General features: G+C 36.4%; 18 protein-coding genes. 6 read left to right on the forward strand and 12 right to left on the reverse strand.

The window, feature by feature from the left end; translation table 11 throughout:
- Positions 1-76 precede the first annotated feature (76 nt).
- The 4 genes from ABD745_RS13855 to ABD745_RS13870 form a co-directional block, all read right to left on the reverse strand.
- Entirely contained in the window at positions 77-994 is a 918-nt protein-coding gene (locus tag ABD745_RS13855) for a T9SS-dependent choice-of-anchor J family protein (protein ID WP_344830938.1), read from the reverse strand.
- 76 nt (positions 995-1,070) lie between these two features.
- Positions 1,071-2,384, reverse strand: a complete 1,314-nt coding sequence (locus ABD745_RS13860; RefSeq protein WP_344830943.1) for a hypothetical protein — start codon at positions 2,382-2,384, stop codon at positions 1,071-1,073.
- A 297-nt stretch (positions 2,385-2,681) separates the two neighbouring features.
- Entirely contained in the window at positions 2,682-5,966 is a 3,285-nt protein-coding gene (locus tag ABD745_RS13865) for a TonB-dependent receptor (RefSeq protein ID WP_344830946.1), read from the reverse strand.
- Between the two features lie 57 nt (positions 5,967-6,023).
- The gene (locus ABD745_RS13870) at positions 6,024-6,971 is read right to left on the reverse strand and encodes a FecR family protein (protein WP_344830949.1); all 948 of its coding nucleotides are present in this window, start codon (positions 6,969-6,971) and stop codon (positions 6,024-6,026) included.
- Between the two features lie 244 nt (positions 6,972-7,215).
- On the opposite strand from ABD745_RS13870, the gene ABD745_RS13875 reads away from it, so the two are divergent.
- Positions 7,216-7,833: an RNA polymerase sigma factor gene (locus ABD745_RS13875; RefSeq protein WP_344830954.1), complete on the forward strand. Its 618-nt coding sequence runs from the start codon at positions 7,216-7,218 to the stop codon at positions 7,831-7,833.
- A gap of 221 nt (positions 7,834-8,054) precedes the next feature.
- Here the strand turns inward: ABD745_RS13875 and ABD745_RS13880 are convergent, their stop codons facing one another.
- From ABD745_RS13880 to ABD745_RS13915, 8 genes are all read right to left on the reverse strand, one after another.
- Entirely contained in the window at positions 8,055-8,789 is a 735-nt protein-coding gene (locus tag ABD745_RS13880) for a hypothetical protein (protein WP_344830957.1), read from the reverse strand.
- Between the two features lie 39 nt (positions 8,790-8,828).
- The gene (locus ABD745_RS13885) at positions 8,829-9,845 is read right to left on the reverse strand and encodes a bestrophin family protein (RefSeq protein WP_344830961.1); all 1,017 of its coding nucleotides are present in this window, start codon (positions 9,843-9,845) and stop codon (positions 8,829-8,831) included.
- Between the two features lie 7 nt (positions 9,846-9,852).
- A complete protein-coding gene (locus ABD745_RS13890) occupies positions 9,853-10,521 on the reverse strand; it encodes a potassium channel family protein (protein WP_344830964.1) in 669 nt (222 codons plus the stop codon).
- A 10-nt stretch (positions 10,522-10,531) separates the two neighbouring features.
- On the reverse strand, positions 10,532-11,905 hold the full coding sequence (locus ABD745_RS13895; protein WP_344830967.1) for an aldehyde dehydrogenase family protein: 1,374 nt from the start codon (positions 11,903-11,905) through the stop codon (positions 10,532-10,534).
- A gap of 20 nt (positions 11,906-11,925) precedes the next feature.
- On the reverse strand, positions 11,926-12,351 hold the full coding sequence (locus tag ABD745_RS13900; protein WP_344830973.1) for a hypothetical protein: 426 nt from the start codon (positions 12,349-12,351) through the stop codon (positions 11,926-11,928).
- Positions 12,352-12,705, reverse strand: coding sequence for a DoxX family protein (locus ABD745_RS13905; RefSeq protein ID WP_344830976.1), 354 nt, complete (start codon positions 12,703-12,705; stop codon positions 12,352-12,354).
- A 77-nt stretch (positions 12,706-12,782) separates the two neighbouring features.
- Positions 12,783-13,337: a TetR/AcrR family transcriptional regulator gene (locus tag ABD745_RS13910; protein ID WP_344830980.1), complete on the reverse strand. Its 555-nt coding sequence runs from the start codon at positions 13,335-13,337 to the stop codon at positions 12,783-12,785.
- A gap of 329 nt (positions 13,338-13,666) precedes the next feature.
- A complete protein-coding gene (locus ABD745_RS13915; protein WP_344830984.1) occupies positions 13,667-14,965 on the reverse strand; it encodes a T9SS type A sorting domain-containing protein in 1,299 nt (432 codons plus the stop codon).
- A gap of 236 nt (positions 14,966-15,201) precedes the next feature.
- Between ABD745_RS13915 and ABD745_RS13920 the strand changes: the two genes are divergently transcribed.
- The 5 genes from ABD745_RS13920 to ABD745_RS13940 all read left to right on the forward strand — a co-directional run bounded on the left by ABD745_RS13920 (position 15,202) and on the right by ABD745_RS13940 (position 21,557).
- Complete coding sequence (locus tag ABD745_RS13920) at positions 15,202-15,690, forward strand: RNA polymerase sigma factor (RefSeq protein ID WP_344830988.1); 489 nt, start codon at positions 15,202-15,204, stop codon at positions 15,688-15,690.
- A gap of 83 nt (positions 15,691-15,773) precedes the next feature.
- Positions 15,774-16,601, forward strand: a complete 828-nt coding sequence (locus ABD745_RS13925) for a FecR family protein (protein WP_344830992.1) — start codon at positions 15,774-15,776, stop codon at positions 16,599-16,601.
- Positions 16,602-16,691: 90 nt separating this feature from the next.
- Positions 16,692-19,064: a SusC/RagA family TonB-linked outer membrane protein gene (locus tag ABD745_RS13930; RefSeq protein WP_344830994.1), complete on the forward strand. Its 2,373-nt coding sequence runs from the start codon at positions 16,692-16,694 to the stop codon at positions 19,062-19,064.
- Positions 19,061-19,813 carry a SusC/RagA family TonB-linked outer membrane protein gene (locus ABD745_RS13935; RefSeq protein ID WP_344830997.1) on the forward strand — a complete coding sequence of 251 codons (753 nt, stop codon included), beginning with the start codon at positions 19,061-19,063 and terminating at the stop codon, positions 19,811-19,813. The genes ABD745_RS13930 and ABD745_RS13935 overlap by 4 nt, the downstream gene beginning before the upstream one ends.
- Positions 19,814-19,823: 10 nt before the next feature.
- Positions 19,824-21,557 carry a RagB/SusD family nutrient uptake outer membrane protein gene (locus ABD745_RS13940; protein WP_344831000.1) on the forward strand — a complete coding sequence of 578 codons (1,734 nt, stop codon included), beginning with the start codon at positions 19,824-19,826 and terminating at the stop codon, positions 21,555-21,557.

Below are 21,557 nucleotides of genomic sequence, written 5' to 3' on the forward strand. Positions count from 1 at the left end.
TTAAGTTTAAAAACCTATTATTATATAAAAAGTTTTCATGGTTATTTTTCAAAATCAGTGTTTATTTTAAGAAAAATTATTTCTTGATAAATTTCAATCTTTCTGTTGTGTTTCCATCGGAAACCTCAGCAATATAAGTCCCTGTTGATAATGCAGTTACATTAATATTTTTTGAATATTTGGTCATCACAACTTTTTGTCCTGCCAAATTATAAACAGTAACTGTTGTTGTATTTTCTTTTAAACCAGGATTAAGCTGTAACTGTAAAGAATTTGTTACAGGATTTTCCATTATTTTGGTTAAGTTCTTAACTGATTTTACATCATTTGTTTTTAATACTGATGAAAAAATAGCGATCTCATCAATATTGATATTCTGAGAATTTGCTGCTCCACCGGATGTTATTCTGTTTGACCATAAGCCGATGTAGATCTTTTTTCCTGCAAAAGCCGAAATATTGACCAGAGATTCAGCGAATTGGGTAAGATCAGACGGCAACGTTGTCGTGGTAGCACTGAATTTATAGGTTGCTCCGCCCGCATTTTGTGCATCGGTTGCCAGTTGCTGGAAATCAGACAGCTCGGGCACCTGCTTTTGAGGAGTGCTCACGAAAATATAGATATCTCTGCTTACACTTGTATGGGTAGATCTTTGTCTCCCGATATAGCCCGCCAGTGTAATGGTTCCGCCCGCATTTGTAAGATCGATCTCGGGTGAAATGATCCAATCGTTTTCTGTTCCAAAACTGGTTGCATTACCTGAAGGAACCAAATTAATAGAATGACGGAGAACCCCTGCATTTCCATACGCTAAAGCAGTTCCGTTGTGGTAAATATTCTGTCCCTGAACCCATCCGTTTCCGTTACTGTTCAGGTCATGGAAAGTCCATCCCTGTAAAGAAGCCGGTGTATCAAAAGAATTGCTCCATACAGGAAATTGTGCAAATATTGCTTTTGATAAAAACAGAATAGAAAATAAAATTAATTTTTTCATAATACCAATTATTAAAATTTTAGTTTGAAATAAAAGCAGGAATGGCAATGTTACCATCCCTGCATCTTAAGTAAGATTATTCTACAATTGAGAAATCATATTTTGTCCAAGTACCCTGGAAATCTCCACAGTTTCTTGGTGACACATTCCATCCTCCATTGTTAAAGAATGGCTGAGACATTCCGAAAGCATCAGCAGTTGCCGAAACCACTAAGTTCGCAGCAGGAATTCCTGCAGTACCTAAACCTGTAACAGAAGTTGTAAACCCATGTACTTTAATTGAACTGTACGTAGATGCAGAAGATAATTCAGAACCTGAACCTTCTACTTTAATTCCTGTAGGATATCCTGTAATTACAGCGTCATTTAAAGTTAATCTACCATTTCTTCTGATGTGGATACCGTTTTCATAAACAGGTCCTGAAAGTGGCGAAGATAAAGTAGAATTAGTACGCGTTCCAACGATTGTAAGATTGTTGATAACAGGGTGAGTAAGCAATGCAGTAGATGTACCTCCGGCATTGTTATCAAGCTCAATACCGTTTGTATCAGAAACTCCACCGCTTACCGTGTGTGATGAATTTAAGTCTGCTAAGGCAAGAGCACAAGTAATTGTACCTGTATATCCGTTGTCGAAGTCGAAATTATCATCTTCAGCTGCAAAAGACACTAAGTTTGTAGCGTTTACAGTACCTCCGAAGAATTCAAAAGAATCATCCTGACCGTAAGAAACCTGGATATGATCCAAAGTAGTACCACTTCCAACACCGGCAACTGTTAATCCGTTAATTTCGTTACCGGAGTTAGCACCTACGAAATCGTAACCTGCGAACTCAATACGAACATATTTCATTGTTCCGGCAGTATGACCAGAATTCGTACCTCCGAAATAGAATTGAGAATTCTGAGGAAGCCCTTCAACAACAGTTGTTGTAGGTACATTTGTAGGAGCATCACCTAATAACATTACTCCTCCGAAATCTCCCGGAACTGCAGTAGTATCTTCATTACCATCTAATAATCTGTAGCTTGTAAAGATAATAGGCTGAGTTTCTGTACCTGTAGCATTAATTCTACCTGTTTTTGTTATGATTAAAACACCTCTACCTTCTCCAGCTGCGTTTGGCTTAGCTTTGATGAATGTTCCCGGTTGGATCGTAAGTACGGCACCATCTCTTACTGAGATATTACCATCAAGCTCTATTACTCCGCTCCAAGTAGTGTTAGAAGTAATATCTGCATTCACAGTAGTTACAGGAAGACCTGCAGCTGTAATATATTCCGCAGAAGTAGACTTCATATCAAAAGCATTTGAAGAATCTGCTAAAGAATCATTTTGACAAGCAGTAAGGGATAATGCAGCTGCTGCGATTAAAGTTAATTTTCTCATTGTTAAAAGTTTTGATGATCAGGCCTTTTGTTTGTTGTTTCAAGCCCGACTGTTTTTTTAATATTTAGAAATACCCGCCTCTGTATTTCTGCGATTTGGTTAATAGTTACTCTGCATTGCATGAGGAGCTGTAGTGAAGAGTTCCCGGTTTTGTTTCTGCTGATATTCGGGAAAGTACCAACATCGGTTTTTTTCGGAATCATACTGTGCTGCGCATCATCAGTATTATTTTTGATTCATCTCAGGGTACCGGAACCTGTACGTTGCCATGAGCTCTTTTCTATTTTTTATAATGTTTTAAAAAGTATAGTTTACATTTAAGCCAAATATTCTTCCGCTGTAAGCACGAAACAGGATCTTATCGATATTTTTATCATACTTATCGGTAGCTCCCGGCAAAAGTTCCAGCATTTCCCTTTCTGTCTGCGAAGCCCCACCTTTCGACACCGAATAAGAATTGTAATTATTGTAAAACTCTTTTACTCTGTTGAAAAGGTTTCTTGCATTAAATTTCACTTCTAAATTCCTGTTCCTAAGAAATTTATACGAAATCTGTGCATCCGCAACGGCATATGGCCTTTGTATCTCTTCCCCGTTGTATCCGTACCCTACAGTGATGTACTGATCGCCTTTTGCGTTGTATAAAAAGCTTAATCCTAAACGTTCTCCGTCATACATTAGACCCAGATTATAAGCATAGGGAGTCTGCCCGTAAAGTGGTCTTTCCACCTCATATGTTTCGTCTGCATCTGTCGTTTTTGTCTTGTCTTTAAAAGCAATTACCTTAGTATCGTTAAACGTAAAATTTCCGCTGATAAAAAGCTTTTCAAGAAAAGAATCTGTTGCTATGAAGCCTAAATTTTTTCTCACTTCAGCCTCAAAGCCTTTCAGTTTTGCGTTTTTAGAATTTCCATTGTAAAGATGCAGGTTTCCTTCGTTGGAAATATTTCCTTCCCTTTCAATGGGCTTGTCGATGTTTTTATAATATAATCCTGCTGAGAATATTTCTCCTAATCCGGGAAACCATTCCAACTTAAAATCATAATTATTCACTATGGATGATACCATTTCTGTGTTATGAATCAATCCGTTGGCAATGGGATCGAAATACGGCAAACCTGTTCTTTCGTTAAACTGCGGCCGGATCACCATTTTGTTGTATGCCAGTCTCAGGTTAATTTTATTCGTTGGGCTGTAGGTAAAGTTGGCGGAAGGCATAAATTGCCACGGCTTGTCTTCTACAGCGGTTTTGAATAGATTCTGCTGATCATCCGGGTCTATCTGCTGAGAAATTAAATTATATCTAAAATATTCCGCTCTTAATCCCCAAACCAACCTGAGTTTATTCCATCGATTATCAAACATGATAAATCCTGCGTGCTGATCTACCTCACCTTCGTATTTTTCGTCACTATAAAGCGGTCTTGTCTGCCATCCTATCCCACCGGGAACGTAATATGAACCATCCAGCCAATCAGAAAGTGCTCCATCCAGTGCTCTAATTTTAGGGGCACCATTGGTTTCATCTGTTCTCAACAAAAATTTCTGCTGAATATTCGTATTAGCTTTTGATGCTCCTGCATATCCTACTTTAATATCATTTTTAAAATTTCCTGCATCCATATTCCATTTGAAGGATGCCCCGTAATTGTAATCTGTCTGTCTGTTTTCTATATATCCTCTTGCAAAATCACTGGATGAATTATTTATCTGATGATACGCTATTGTTTCATTTCCAATGAAATTATAAAAGGTTTGATGCAGTGTGTAATCTTTGGTGTCAGATGCTACACCTGTTCTTGCTAAAAACCAATCGATGTCTATATTTCCTATTTTATGGTTTCCTTCCAGCTTATTTTGTAAAAGAGTCTGATAAATTGGATAATTTGCGTTATCAGTATAAGGTCTGTCTAATGTTTTTATCTGTTCCGGATCGTTGTTGGGGATGATTCCGTTGTAAAAATAATTATAGGCTAGCTCTGCATTTCCCGGCAATCCGCTTCCTCCTGAATATTCGTTCCAGCCTGTAATTCTTGTAACTGTATTGTCATAAATATGAGTATAAGAATTACGGAATGAAAATCTGTTTTTCCCCAACTGCAACCCAAAATTCATCATTCCCGCCACCGTGGAATTATAGGTATAAGAAGCTCCCTGATTTTTAAAATTATAAAATTTAACAGGTGCAGCTCCGGTTTCCTGCCAATCGTTGATGAGTTGTGTAGTGTCCAGCCAGTTTCCTCTTCCTGTATGATCGATCTGAAGCTTATTTTGTTCGTTCTTTACAACCAAAGCTCCTGCAAAACCCCATTTATTATTATTTTTAAGTTTAAAAGTTCTCCCCAAAGCCAACTGCATATTGGATCCCATATCTGCCTTCGTCGCGTAATTGGTAAAATTATCATTGGTAAACTGTTTCGACTGCTCGAAAAACTCAGGGTTCTCCCAATTTATTGCTTTGAGACCCATCGGGAAATCCCTTGTTCCGTCGTCATACCCGAAATAGTCATATCTTCCTCGCTGACGGGTCAGAAATTCTTTAAAAGTGGAAATATCATTATAAGAAGTTCCCAAAGTAACCGTCGTAAAATTTTCATTGGGAATATCTTTTGTCTTTACTTCCACATATCCACCTGCGAAGCTGGCATTCATATCGGGGGTCGCCGTTTTGCTTACAACCACGCTTTCTACCATTGAGGTCGGGATAATATCAAATGAAAAATTCTGGTTATAGGCTTCTGTACTCGGCAGACTGATCCCGTCCATAGCAGCGGTGTTCCAGCGTTCCCCCATTGAGCGGACAACCACATATTTATTATCGATCGTTGTGACTCCCGTTACTCTTTTTAATGTTCCGCCAACGTCGCTGTCTGGTGTTTTGGAAATCTGTTCGGCAGAAATACCGTCACTCATTTGTGCCGCTTTTTTCTGTTGGGCCAATAATCCTGCCTGGGTATCTGATTTGCGGGTCCCTGTAATAACAATCTCTTTAATATTTGTTATTTTATCGGAAACCTGCTTCATCGCAAATGAAATATTACTCGTTTCGTTGTTTTTTACAGTTAATTTTTCAACTCTTAAAGGATTGAACTTTGTTGCCTTAACACTAAGTGTATAAGTTCCTGAAGGCAGATCCACTACAAAATCACCATTATTATCTGTTACCAATATTTTTCCGGCAATTGTTACTTGAGCGCCAATAACCAGATTTCCGACTTCATCAACGATTTTTCCGGAAATTCGTCCGTTTCCCAATACTGAAACATTCGAGCCTTCATATTTTATTGAAATAAGATCTCCACGGAGGCGGAAAATAATCGGAAGGCCTGCCGTAATAGTATTCAGACAATTGCTCACGGAAATATTTTCGCACTTTATATCTTTTACCTTTAATTCTTTAATATCTGATTTTGAATAAGCCAGTCTTGATCCTGTTTTACCTGCAAAATCTTCCAAAACGTCAATCAACGGTCTACTTGCCGGAACAGAAAATGATACTTTTTGTACTAATTCCTGTGCCTCTGCTGCTGTTACACTAAAAAACAACGCCGCGATTGTAAAACTACACTTCAAACTTTTCATCCTCTTTTTTTAATTAAAATTTTTCTGGTTTATTCTTTTGATTTAATGTTTGCTGATTTATTTTTTCAGGATATAGATGTTGTTCTCCTTTTTTACTTCCAGATCCAGTATGAATGCAAGCGCATCTATATTTTCATCGGTACTGCCTCCTGTAAAGTCTGCCGTTATTTTCTTGCCTGAAACTTCTTTAGGATATTTAATACTGATCTGATAATTTTTCTGTAAAACCTCTACAACTTCTTCCAGGGAAACATCATTGAAACTTAAAGACAATAAAGCCGAAACGTTTTTGCCGGAATTTTTTTCAGGTGAGATTGAAAGAACAGCTGCCGTCCTAGGAACCCCGAAATTGGTCCATTTTTGATGAGGTTTAAGAAAATAAACAGGAACTCCGTCAGATGAAACAGCTACCTTACCTTCATAAAGATCAACCGCTTTATCATTCCCTGACTGTGAAATTTTAAAAACCGTTCCCAATACTTTCGTACTGAATCCGTCTGCGTTTACAATAAAAGGATGTATTTTGGATTTGGCTACGGAAAATATGGCATCTCCTTTTAGACCAACAATCCTGGTATCTGCAGGAAAGGATTTTTCTACCATAAGCTCTGCACCCGGAAATAAATTTATTACCGAACCGTCTGCCAGATAAACTTTCCTGTTGACAGATTCTGCAATATACACATCCGGTTTAAAGAAAGTATAGTATGTAAAAATTCCTCCGAATGACAGTAATAACAGAATAACTGCCGCCACCTGATAAATATATTTTTTAAAGCCAATATTGTGATGACCCGCTGTTGGTTGAGCAAAATAAGGCTCTAAAGCGAATAAAATTCTTTCCTTAGATTCTTTAGAACCGGTTTCATTTAAATCTTTTTCAACGTGGATTTTCCATTTTTCCAAAATTTCAGTTTCTTTCGGGGAGATCTTTTCTCCGGAAACTTCCCGCTCCCAAAGTCTGAAAACAAATGCTTCAACTTTTTTATATTTTAGGTTCTTCATAAAAATATTCAGTTCTAAATTCTCACTGTTACTATTGATAAGACTGCGAAAATTAAAAACTTCCCCAAGCCAATCTTAACATCTTATTCATATTAAAATCAAGTTGTTAACATTTTCGTCAGTTTTTGGCACTTTATCAACATTAGCTTCATATTGAGGTGCTTTCTTTTAGAAATAATTAATGTTAGATTGACGAAAGTTCATAAAAAGTTAATTTTACATTAGGTAATTTTGCGGTGTAATTATGAAACCGACAGATCACACTTTATTGAATAAAATAAAATCAGGAGACAGGCCTGCTTTCATGCTGCTGTACGAAAGATATTGGGACAGCCTATACGGTTTTGTTTTCGGGAGAACGAGGAATAAAGAAGTTGCAGAAGAAATTTTACAAAATCTCTGGATTAAAATCCTTGAAGATACCAACTCAATACAGACCGACGAATCGGAAAGCGCAAAAGGTTATCTGTTGCGTTACCTCCATTACAGGATTATTGATTTTTATAATAGTTCTAAAAAAAATTCGGCAACTATAAGCATTGATGCATCCGACATTCCGATAGAAATAACAGACACAGAATATTTTGAGATTCTTGAAGAAAATGACATTTCGGCGTTGTTTAAGATGATTGATGAGGTGGTTTCCCAGCTTTCCGTTACCGAACGAGAAGTTTTTGACATGAGAATCCGGAAAAACATGTCTGTTGAAGAAACAGCAAAAGCGCTTGGATTGAGCAGTAAAACGGTCAGCAACAAACTAAGCAAGACCTTAGGTGAAATACGTGAAAAGCTTAATCCAGATTATCAATCCTCCAAAAAGCTTATTTCTCTGTTGATTTTAATGGAAATCCTGACCAAATAATTGTTTCTTTTAAAGTAATGAGGAAACGATATACTTAACCAACATTCGAAGATTTTATAAATAATTGAAATATTCAGTTTCATTAAGTCTGTTAGCCATTGAACGTATTAAAAATCGTTTGGTTGAATTAAAAAAAGAGAGCTATTAACTCTCTTTTTCAATTTTCAAAAAAAGTGATTTATCAAAAAAATTAATAAATTATCTTTTAATGATTGCTTTAGTTATTCATAATATTCTGTCATCAGACTTTTTCTTTGACCTGATTCAAGATTAATGTATTCGAACTTTTTGTACTGGCAGAACGATCCCATATCTTTATCTCCATTAATAAAGATACCTCCAACCAGAATTACATACTTACAAGGATAATTCGTTTCTTTTACAAGAACTTCTATCCTGTCGTCAATAGCTTCATACATCACTTCCGTAGCCTCGAAAATTTGATTGTCAGCACTTAATATTCTGTCTTTGTTGTGAAGGAAAATCTGTTCGATGGTATTCATCTGAAAATCAAGTGAAGTAATATTCCCTTCTATAATCTGCCCCGCTGCCAGTTTTCCCAATGCTCCTTTTGCTGCACCACAACAGGCTGAATTGCTATTCTGCCCTATTCTGCTTATTTCTCCTATGCTTCCATCTTTCGTAATTCCGATATGAGGAGCATAAAATATAATTACGGCTCCATCTTCCGGAACATGATGTGCAAAAGCATTCATTCCTGTAATACCGGCAAAGGGAAAGCCGTCCAGCCCGCCCAAATGAAACGGACCAAGCATTTCATAAGCTCTTGGAGGATACTGTATGGCATTCACATCATCACAGCACATACTGTCGGCATGCATCAGCTGATCAGGTTTTAGCCCTAAATGCTTTTCAATTGTATCTAATAAACGATTAACAGTATCAATAGACGTTAAAGCCTTTGGATACCATTTTCTAACGGATTCTATACTCATAATTTCTGTTTTTTTATCCTGAATTTGTGTATTTCTGTTTTACATTAAAATGTTATTGACTGCTTGTAGAGCAGGTGGTAATTCTTTTTCTCCCAGCATTTCACGAAGATCGATCTCAATATTCCTGCTGATTTGCGTAATGGGAATATCATTGGCATTTCCTTCAAACGGATTTTCTGTACTTTCGCCTATCTGTTCTAAAACTAAAAATACCCAACCCAACAATACACTGAAGGGTATGACAAGCCAAATGATATTTTCGCCGAATTTTTCTGTCATTTTAGAAAATTCCCCAATAAAACCGAGAGGTAATAAAAGACATAAAGCATTGGTAAAATACAAGTTGATACTTGAGAACTGTCTGGGATAAGGAAAGTTTTTGATACGTTCGCATTTTCCCTGCTGGTCATATAATTCTTTAAGGTGACTTTCTATCAAACCGTAATTAAATCCTGAAATTTTTTCTTCTTCGTTTAATTTTCTTAATTGTGAAGATTGTAAGGCAATGATCTGTGTTGCACGGTTTTTTGTAGATAAAATATATCGGTATTCTTCTTCTGATAAAAATGGTTTCAATTCTTCATCTAAACTGCTTTCCCATTCCGGGACTTTATAATAATCAAGATATTCCTTGTTATAGCTTTTTGTTTTTATGTTTTCCCAGCTTTTTGTTTCACGGAGCTGGAAACGCAAAGCAGTAAGCCATGCAAAATGACGGTAAATAATTTCCTGATGGAGCTGTTTTTCAAGAACCTTGTCTTCAGAGCGTATAAAATCCTTTATTAAAATCCCAAAACTTCTGCTGTTGTTAATAATCGCTCCATATACCTGACGTGCCTCCCACATCCTGTTGTAGGTTTGTGTATTTTTAAACCCCGAGATGAAAGCCGTTGCTGTTCCCAGCAATGCCACTGGAACCCAGGGAATTGCCAGCCATTTCCATCCCAGAAAATAAAAAAGGACTGTCGGAATAATGCTTAAAATAAGCATTTTATAAATTTTCACCCTTGTCCAAGGAATGAAATGATAAAGCTTATAGTGAGAACTTATATTCATATTAAAATTAATTTTTTGATGAAAATTTGCTGATTAAAATTCCTACCAGCACTACGGTATAAAATTGCCCTCCTATACCGATAAAAGCAGTGATTAATTTGGTTGTATGGGTATTGGGAGTAATATCTCCAAAGCCAATACTTGTAAAGGTTATAGAACAAAAATATACCAGATCTATAAAAATACCAGCAGGAGAAGAAGTATCAATCCCTTTAAAAGAATCAGGATTATGATACTCAAAAGTCTGCAGTAAAAATGTTGAGATTTCTATAAGCAAAAAATAACCACAAACAGAAGCTGAAATGATATCGCTGTTGATATATCCCGGTCTTAACAGGAAACGCAGCAATTCTAAAAACAGGAAAGTAAAAAATATTACATAATTTATATTGAGAAAGGTAAAATACCAGGGTATATCTTTAAAAAAAGGTATACCAACAGGAAGCAAAAGCACAACAATAAAATGAATATTACGGAACCAATGTCTCCAGCTGTGTTTTCCTGTAAACATAAAAATGCTTCCCAGTCCTAACAATAACATATTGACAGGCCAGATCACCCGTGTGTAAAAATCAAGATCGGTCAGGAAAATACCTATAAACAAGTGCTGAGCTAAAGCAAAAAGCAATAATTCATACTTTCTTTTTTCTAATTTAACAATTATCGATTCACTCATCATTCAACTACTATCCAAAAACGCTCAGATTTTTAGCAATATCTTTACCTGCATATGGCGGAAACACGTCCAATTCAAGATCAGGATTTCCGATAAGCATTGCCTTGGTATTGCTCAATGCATCAAAACCTGCTTTTCCGTAATATTTTCCCATTCCAGCATATCCTACTCCACCAAAAGGCAGGCTGTCTATCCAGCAATGTAAATTAGTCTGGTTGATACAGCCACCTCCAAATGAGACAGCATTCAGAAAATAATCAATATTTTTTTGATTTTTACTGAAAAAATAAGCTGCCAAAGATTTAGGTTTACGTTTAATAATTTCAACAATTTCTTTTAGGTCATTATATACCAATACCGGGAACACCGGACCGAAAATCTCCTGCTGCATGGCAGGGTCTTCCCACGTACTCGGATAAAGGATTGTTGGTTCTACATATCTGTCTTTAACATTAAAACGTCCTCCCAACACTACTTTTTCGGGAATAATGTAGGATGAAACTCTTTCCGCATCATGTTCACTGATCATCCTTGCAAAATCAGGGCTTTGACTTGGATCTTCACCATACATTTTTATGGTTGCCTTTTTTAATTTATCTATAAATTCATCAGCAATACTTTCGTGTACATAGACATACCCCGGAGCAATACACCATTGACCGGATATTGCCATATGCCCCCAAATAATACGGTCGGCCGCAATATCAAGATTAGCGGTTTCGTCTACAACAGTGGGATTTTGCCCTCCAAGTTCCAGAATAACAGGAGTGAGATTTTCAGCGGCAGCGCGCATTATAACTTTTCCGACAGCAGAACTTCCTGTAAAAAAGATAAAATCAAATGGCAATTGCAATAATTCTGTAATTTGTTCCCTCCCACCCGTTACTACATTCACAGCTTCAGTTTCAAAATATTTTGGAATAAGCTCTTCAAAAAGTGCAGCAACAGTAGGTGTTGTATTGGCAGGTTTAAGAATCACAGGATTTCCTGCTGCCAGTGCAGCAATTGCCGGATCCAGCAACAATAAAACAGGTGCATTGAAAGGACCGATAACCAATGTTACCCCGAAAGGTTCTTTGTAAATAATTCCTTTATTCCCCGTTTCTTCTAATCCCTGAGGTATTGAAACCTGCTCCGGAGTCATTAATTTTTCCAGATTTTCCTTGTAATATTTTATATTGCCTAATGGCACTGTAATTTCAAAAAGCTGTTCAAAAGGAGGTTTATTAAAATCGGTTTTTAAAGCCTGACAAAATTCTTCCTGATTTTCAGTAAGCATTTTTTCAAGTCTGTCGAGCTGGTCTATACGCCATTCATATGTTTTAGTGGTATCTGTATAGAAGAATTCTTTTTGTGTATCAAAAATAGATTGGTAGGTATTCATAATTTTGTGTTTTATTATATTTAATTGGCCTGACCTATGTCCAGACGTGAAATCTTCCCATCGTCTTCAATATGAAATTTAAAATACGTTCTAAAGTCTCCCCAGCTTTCCGTATGAAAATTGCCATAGATATCTTTTCCTTCATTTTCCACTTTGTCAATTGTTGTAAAACGTTCATGACCGCAAGCATCCTTTACAAATTTTTGGAAATCTCTTGGATTCCCGTCATCATATAATTTTGGCTCTGCTATGAATAACGACAAAAATGTCTTGCTATCTCCTTTTTGCCATGCCTCAAAAGCTTGCTTTACGATATCGTTCGTTAATTTATCCGTATTCATTTTATTATTTTTTTGTTCGGTTCTTTTATCTGAAACAGGTTTTTGTCCACAAGCTGTGAAACTAAGTAAACCGGCTGTAAGTACTATAAATACTGAAATTTTCATTTATACTATGTTTTTTAAAGGATACTGCAGATAGATTATTATCATATTTAATAATAAAAAAGGCAGCTCAATGAGAACCCCTTTTAAGTCTTTATCTAAAAGATGAAAACAGATAATAAGTAAAATCCCAGCTGCCATAAGGAAATTTCCCCAAACAAAGGTTTTGGGAAAAAGAATCAATAAAGAAGCTAATATTGTAATACTTCCATTTATGGATAATCCGGTTTTATTAAAATTCCATTTGCTGAACATTTCCACCATTTCAGGCTTACCCGAAAGCATGGCATATCCCTGCTTTAGCCCCATAAATACAGCAATAAGGATCAATAATGAATTGATAATTTTTAGCACCATCGTTTTTAATATGTTTTTTTGTTAAACGAATGTACAAAAACTGACGGAATATTCCGTCAGTTTTTATGTAAAAAATATTATTTTGTGATGGCGTCCCATGACATCTCCAGAAACATATTGATTATTTTAGTATTAATTTCCATTTTTTCATCAAGTGCCCATAAGATCCAGCCGTTGATCGTACTGAAAGTAAAAAGCCTAAGACGTCTTGCTGTCAGTGGTTTGAACAAATTTTCTTTTATACCCGACTCAAATAATTCGTCAAATTTTAAAAAATCCTTCATCGCTATCTCATGAATCTCCTTGGTCAAAATCGGCGACGCAGCAAATTGATAGGAGAATTGAAACTCAAGGGGATGCTCCAGAAAATAACCTATAACCCTTTCCCAGAGAAAATTAAACTGATTTCGAATATTCCCCTCCGGTGTATAATTTTTAAAGATGTAGGTTGATTCTTCAGTTTTTTGCATAATCCAGATTTGCTGAACAATATCTTCTTTACTTTTAAAATGTCTGTATACCGTGCCTATACCTACATTTGCTTCGGCAGCAATCTGTGCAATGGTAACTGCATGAAGTCCATGAATGACGAAAAGCTTCAGCCCCGCTTTTAAGATTTGTATCCTTTTCAATTTAACATAATTATGTGCCCAAATTTAATAAAATAAATTTTGTCCGTCATTACGTTAATAATATCAATCTTTTTAATCGGCTAATCAATACAATTTTTAATCGGAAAACTACAAAATATCATCGTTCTTATACTGCATTTTCACCATTGAATTTAAAGATAATTATATCAGAAGTACTAACTTAAATAGTATCAATAATCTAATAAAAATTTTAAATCATTATTCAGAAAAATATTACCTACTGTCACAGAATTAATTTTGGATACCTATGATTTAAAAGGAAGATTTAATTACTATTTATAGTTGGTACATTAAAGGATATGACCACCTTATTTTTTAATGATCTTAAAAGTTTTAATTATTCCTTCATCCAAGGTTGCGCTTCCAAGATAAACACCTGTACTTAGCATAGAAACATCAATTTTAGCATTTATTTTATGGATTTCCTGATCTCTTATGACTACTTTGCCGTTTACATCATATATAGACACTGCTTTTATTATTTTTCCGCTTGAAATATTGAGAAAATCCTGTACAGGGTTTGGATAAATATTAAATTTGAGACTATTATTTTTAATATTGTTTGTAGAAAGTATCGAATTGTCTAATTTAACGATCCATCCTGCAGCAAATATTGGGGGAATGGTATTATCAAACCCGCAAATATATTTACCGTCAGATGATATTCCCATTCCTGTGCCTAGTTTTGCGTCAAATGTAGTAACGGGAATATTTTGAGAACTTAAAAGATCAGTAAGTAAAATGGGATTAGCTCCCAAAGATGGGTGATAAATAATCACCTCTCTATCTCCGATCATTCCGCAATATCCTACAGCAGTACCATTATCTGATACTGATACAAATACGGCATCAGTATATCCTGCAGGAGCATCAAAGGCTTGATAGATATTGGTATTGATATCGTAAATAAAAGCTTTACTCCCTTTGTAACCTACCACCTGTCCGACGTTATTCACATCATTGGCTTCTCCATATTCCGGGGTACTGAAATCAATATAATGTAAACCACCATTCTGATCAAAATATGCGGGCACCCGAAAAGTTCCTGTTCCGAAAATATCTTCCCGATCTATCCAGCCTGCCACTACTCCATTATTATTTACATCAGCACCGCGACCATTGGTGTAAAGCAGATCACCGGTAAGTTTGGTGAGTGTATTGGTTTCTGTATTATAAATATAAGGATAGCTGCTCCCTGCATTACCAGATGTCATTTGCCCGGTTACATACACACTGTTTGTTGAAATTCCTTTTGCATCCCCAAACCAGCTGTTTCCCGGTATATCTCCGGAAAAATAACCAATAGCTGTCCAAACTCCATTTTTTCGATAAGCAGCCTGGCTCAAGGCAGAACCGTCCGCTGCTGTAAAAGGCATACTTCCGGCTATATTTTCTCCGTTATTTAACCGGTTTGTTGCATCGGCAGTAGCTTCTATGGGTGTACTTACATTTGCAGAGTAGCTATAATAGCCTCCGGAATGTACAGCATTTCCATTGTTATTAATATCATAAAGACGTGTTCCCCAACCGCTAAGAACTCTTAGACTGGTTTGAGCATTCAGAATGCTTAAAAACAAGCAGGCTGAAAGTAAGTAAACTTTTTTCATAGTAAGAAAATTTTGTGAACTTAAAATTGCACAGTTTATATCATTTCTGAAACTTACATGTGTAAGAAATTACGAAATTCTTTTTCAAAATTAACGAAATTTATAAGCTCTCTTTGAAACCAGCACAAAACTCTTTATATTAAATAAACCTAAGTCAAATTTAATATATACTTGATATTAACGCAATACGAATTGATTACTTTTGCCGATGCATTGAAACCGTGTCGTGCTTTATAATGGAATATTTTAAAAAAATATATTTAGATTACAAACATCAGGTATACTTTTTTGTCAAAAAGTTTATTTCCAATATGGAAGATGTGGAAGACGTTGTGCAGGAGATTTTTGTACATCTCTGGAAACATTCTTCGTCTCTTAAAAATCCCCAGACTTTAGAAGCGGTCATCTTCAAAACAGCTCAACAGGAAGTTGCTAATTTTTACAGAAAAAACAAAATGATCTTCTCTTTTTCGGATGAAAGTTTTATCAAAGATGAAGCCGATTCGGAAAAAAATGATACTGAATTTAAAGAAGAGCAATTACGAAAAATACAAAACCTTCTGGAAAACCTTCCTGAAAGAAGCAAGACTTTTTTTTATAAAAATAAATTAGAGAAAATAAGCTATTCTCAGATCGCAAAAGAAAATAATATCTCAAAAACGGCTGTAGAAAAGCAAGTCAATAAAGTCATTAGATACATAAAGGCAAACTTAAATCTGTTTTAATTAAATATTAACCAGTATAAACAAATCATTAAATCCATCTCTTCGGGGTGGATATTTTTATATAACCGCGTAATTATAATTGTATGAAAGATTCTCAAAAACATTTTGAAAAAATTTGGAAAACCGTCTCCGAAGAAAAACAGGAAATGGATTCTGCAACCGATTCCAGAATATGGAGAGGAATAGACGGGAGAATTAAGCAAAATAATAAGCGAAAATATTATTGGATGACGGCGGCTGTTTTGGTTCCTTTATTCGGAATTCTGTTCTTTTATAAAGATTTTACGCCAAAAGAAACGAAAAACAGTTTGTCAGTAATCGTATTACAAACTAATGAATCTTCTAAAACGTTCAGATTATCCGATAATAGCGTTATCACCCTGGAACCTTACAGTAAATTATCCATCAATAAAGATTTTGGAAAGAAATACAGAAATGTAAAATTTCTGGGAAAAGGCTTTTTCTCGATTGCAAAGGATAAATCCAGACCTTTTATAGTAGATGCAGGTGGTTTCAGTGTTGAGGTTTTGGGAACAAAATTCTCAGTTGATCAGAAATCAGAAGAAAAAAAGGTAAAACTGTTTGAAGGAAAAGTAAAAATAGATCACAACGGCAAGCTAACCTATCTCCTACCGAATGAAAACTGGAGCACGTCTCCGACAAAAAGTGATTTTCATTATTATGCGGTCACTGCTGTAAAAACTTTCACTTTTGAAAATACAACCTTTGAGGATGCGATAGCTGAAATAGAAAATACATACGGAGCCAAAATCACCTATCCGAAAAAAATTGCTAAAAACGAAGTATCAGGCTCGTTCTCAGGAAACTTAAAAGAAATTCTTTCCATTATAAATTATCCCTTTAACCTAAAAACTGTTTTTAAAAATGAAAATGAAATAACCCTCTATTAAAAATAAAACAGCACCAATAATGTGGCGTTATCAGTGCTTGTAATTAATTCAAAAACTCGCTAAAGAATAATAAATTAACTCTTCAAATTTATGAAAAAAACTGCAATTTCTATTGCTTTACTCGCTGCTATGGGACTTCCTGTGCTAAATTATGCGCAAACCCAGGCCAGCACGCCTGTCACAAACAATCAGGGGCAGGTATCATTAGTTAAAATACTTAAAAAATTAGGAAAATCTACCAATACTAAATTCTTTTATTCTGCCTCAGATTTTAAAAATATCTGGGTAGATGAAAGTAAAATTAATTATTCATCATTAAAGCAAAGCTTAGATTATCTAAAAAAGACTGTTCCTTTAGATTATCAAATCCAAAACAATATTGTAACACTTAGAAAATTAATTTCTAATAATTCTTTCACTGAAAATAAGATAAAACCTCAAAATGACACTATAAACCAACAGGAGAAAAAAATTGAAGAAGTAGTGGTTGTTGGTTACGGTACACAAAAAAAATCGATCATAACAGGATCTGTATCTGTGGTGAAAGGTTCATCAGCAAACGGACAGCCAATACTTTCAGCCGGAAATGCTTTACAGGGGCTTGCACCCGGTGTTACGGTGACTACACAAACTGGTGCGCCAGGCGGTGATGCCGGAAACATTAGAATCAGAGGGATCAACAGTTTTGGAGGCTCCGACAGCAATCCTCTTTTTATTATTGATGGTGTTGCAGGAAATATCAATGATATTGATGTCAACATGATTGAGTCTATTTCCGTTCTTAAAGATGCTGCTTCTGCTGCAATTTATGGTTCCAGAGCAGCCGGCGGAGTTATTCTTGTAACGACAAAACGTGCTAAGGGAAACAAATTGACCGCTCAATACCGGGTGTACACAGGATGGCAGAGAGCTACGGCAATACCAAAAGTTACCGATGGTCTTACTTATATGAAGGTATTTAATGATGCCAGCATGAATGACAACGGGACAAAGATCTACAGTGATGAAGCCATCAATGCTTTTAACGAAGCATACAAAAAAGACCCAAGCAATTATGACTGGCAAAAAGCGATCCTTCAGGGAAGCGGGTTCTTGCAGGATCATTATTTCTCGTTATCGGCAAAATCCGGAATTATAAGCGTATCGCCGTCATTTGGCTATTCAAAACAGGAAGGTATTATTAAAAATACCGACTTTACGAGGTTTACTTTCCGTAATAATATGGATATCACACCGAATGATCAATGGAATATCAGGCTGGATATGTCATTTGTCAACAAAGACAGAAAACAGATTGCCGATGAACCTACCATCTGGAATTATCTTGGCAGAATGCCTACCAATATTCCAATTTATTATGGTAATAACTATTCCGACGGATGGGTAAAAATCAATCCGGTTGGCTTTATCGAAAATGGTGGAAACCGTACCCAAAACGACTTAGAATTTATAGGAAATATGAACATTTCTTACAATCCTACAGACTGGTTGACATTAAAAGGTCTTGTAGCTCCGCGTTATCACACGACCAACATCCACCTTTTCAGAAAAAGCGTCCCCACCTACTACGAAGACGGAACTGAAGCCGGTTCTGCCAACACCTTTACAGAACTTACAGAATCTGCAAGACGTCAGTTTTACGGAACCTATCAGTTTCAGGCGAATGCAAAAAAAGAATTTGGCAAACACAGTTTTGAGCTTCTTGCCGGAGCTTCAAGAGAAACTTATAACGAAAAAATATTATCCGGATACAGAAGAGATTTTCTATACGACAATTACGAACAATTGGACGCCGGCGCAGATAATGAGACTAAAGATAATGCAGGATCAGAATACGAATGGCTGCTAGTTTCCGCTTTTGGGAGATTCAATTATAATTTTGATCAGAAATATTTATTTGAAGCTAACGTAAGATATGACGGTACTTCAAGGTTTATCGGCAAAAACCGTTGGGCAGTTTTTCCATCGTTTTCTGCTGGGTGGGTGGTTTCAAAAGAAAACTTTTTCGAAGGTTTAAGAGGAACGATCAGCCAATTAAAATTTAGGGGATCTTGGGGTAAATTAGGAAATCAGAATATCAGTTCTTCTTTTTATCCGTTTTCAGAACCATTATCATTGGGAAGTACTTCTATGAACGGAGTCGTGTATCAGACGATCCAGCAGTTAATCATGTCTAATCCTGATTTGAAGTGGGAAGAAACCACCATGTCAGGTCTTGGGGTTGATGTATCTTTATGGAAAAAATTAGACCTTACTTTTGATATTTACGATAAAAAAACCGACGGGATTCTTTTAAGGCTAAATACATCTCAGCTTACCGGTTTACAGGCACCCGTTCAAAACGCTGCCACTGTAAGCAACAAAGGTTGGGAAATCGGTGCGCAGTATAATGAAAGATGGGGAGATTTTAAAATGAGTCTAGGTTTCAATCTTTCTGATGTCAATAATAAATTCTTGACATGAAAGGTCAGTCTTCAGGAACAATTCTTCGTCAGCAGGTTGGTTCATCAGTGAATTCTATTTATGGATTTATCGCTGATGGATTATACCAAAATCAGGCTGAAATCGATGCAGGACCAACACAATTCGGAACTTTGAAGCCCGGAGATATCAGATACAAGGATATTGCAGGAGCTTTTGATGCTAATGGAAACCCGATCGGGGACGGAAAAATCACAGATGCCGACAGAACCATTATCGGAAGCACAATTCCTAGATATACCTATGGTTTTAATATGGATTTTTCTTATAAAGGCTTCAGATTATCAGCTTTGATACAGGGTGTTGGAAAAGTTGATGGTTATCTGGATTCACATTACGTAATTCCTGCCGTAAATTCAAGTGCTGTGAAACCTTGGCAACTTGATTACTGGACACCGGAAAATCCAAACGCTCAGTTTCCACGTGTTTCTCTGACCTCTACAAACAATACACAAAACTCGACCATGTGGATGAGAAGTGCAGCGTATATGCGTCTTAAAAATGTACAGATCGGATATGAATTGCCTAAATCTTTTACAGATAATACATTCCTGCAGAGCATTTACATCTACTTAAATGCACAAAACCTATTCACTTCTACAAAATTCTACGAAGGATATGACCCGGAAATCAACTACAATGCAGCAAGTTCTGACGGCGTTGCTCTGGGAGGCGGAAACTATTATCCACAAGTAAAAACATACTCATTCGGTATTGATGTTAAATTTTAATGATAAAAAAATGAAAAACTTTTTAAAAATATTTTTATTGGCCGTAATCACTTCGTGCTCAAGCTCCGATATGGATTTAGAGCCGCTTAACGGACCAACATCCGGGACTTTCCCTGCATCTTATGAGGAAGGAAAAATGGGACTTTTTGCAGCGTATAGAAATTTAAGCACTTTGGATGCTGCCAGTACGCCGATGTGGCACGTGATGGATAATATTACGGATATCGGATATGCAAGACCGGGAACCAATTATACATCCCCTATCACGAGTTCTCTTACTACGACCAATGCATTGGCAATAAAACCTTGGGAAGTTCATTATCAGACCATTGCAAGATGTCACGCCGTCCTCGATAAACTGAATGGAATTTCAGGACTTACCGAAGCGCAAAAGGCTGAGCTTGGCTCGGAATTAAGATTTATCCGTGCTTACGCCTATTCTCAATTGATCGAGCTTTACGGAGATGTTCCATTGATAAAATCAGCAGTTACGCTTGAAAATGCTAATGTTGCAAGAACACCTGTTGCAGAAATTCAGCAATTTATTATTGACGAACTTGGAGCGGTTGCCCCTCAACTTCCTATATCACAATCACAGTTCGGAAATGTGCGTGCATCCCGTATAGCAGCTTTAATGTTAAAAGCCAGAGTTGAACTTTATTCTAAACAATATGCAGCAGCGGCAGTTACTTCAAAACAGGCTTTAGACGCAGCGGCAGGGGTTTATAGTTTGACACCATTTAATGCTTCTGTGAATTTTGCCGGTAAAGATCACACCGTGGGAGAGCCGGATCCTAGTAATATTTTCGGACACAGTGGTTTTGCAAGCAGTAAGGAATGGATCTGGGTTGCTGAATACAACATTAATGTACCGGGATATCTTCATAATCAGCAATATTATGCAGCATCTCGTTTGGGTAAAGGAGTTTGCTATTGGGGACCTACTCAAAATCTTATTGATTCTTATGAAATGACAGATGGTTTATCAATATTGGAATCTCCACTGTATGATGAAACAAATCCGTTTAAAAACAGAGATCCGCGTCTTGATATGTATGCTGTACGTCCGCATTCAAGATATCTTGGATACCAATTTGAGCCTAATACATCTTTCGTAAAAGTAAATAATTACTGGTCACCCGGAGCACCAACACAGGTTGCCAATGCTGATGCGACCAATGCTTATCGCTCTTTCAGTGGTTACCTTTGGAGAAAAGTGGTTGATATTGCTGACTTTAATTCTACCTCAGTAAGCGGAAATTCAGATTTAGGTGTCGGAATTTTCAGATTACCGGAATTGATGTTGATCTATGCAGAAGCAAAAATTGAGTTGAATCAGCTGGATAATTCTGTTTATGATGCGATCAACCAGATCAGAACACGTGCAAAAATGCCACCTTTAAATCCCGGAATGTCACAAGCTCAATTGAGAAAAGCCCTTCGATATGAAAGAAAAGTAGAATTGGCAAATGACGGACTAAGATGGTACGACATAAGACGTTGGGGCATTGCAAATAATGTAATGAACGGATATTTATACTTAAACCGTAATGCAAACAACTGGTCAAAATCAGCAATAACAGGCTTTGATGAAAGTGCAAATCCTATTTATAATCCTTCACAAGCTGCAACCTATTTTTCAACACAGCAAGTGGTTTATAAAATCAATAAAGATGAATATTGGCCAATCCCACAATCGGAAATGGATGCGAACCCTAATTTAAAACAAAACCCAGGATATTAA

Origin of the sequence: Chryseobacterium ginsenosidimutans (genome assembly GCF_039536845.1) — a bacterium.
Lineage (GTDB): Bacteria > Bacteroidota > Bacteroidia > Flavobacteriales > Weeksellaceae > Chryseobacterium > Chryseobacterium ginsenosidimutans_B.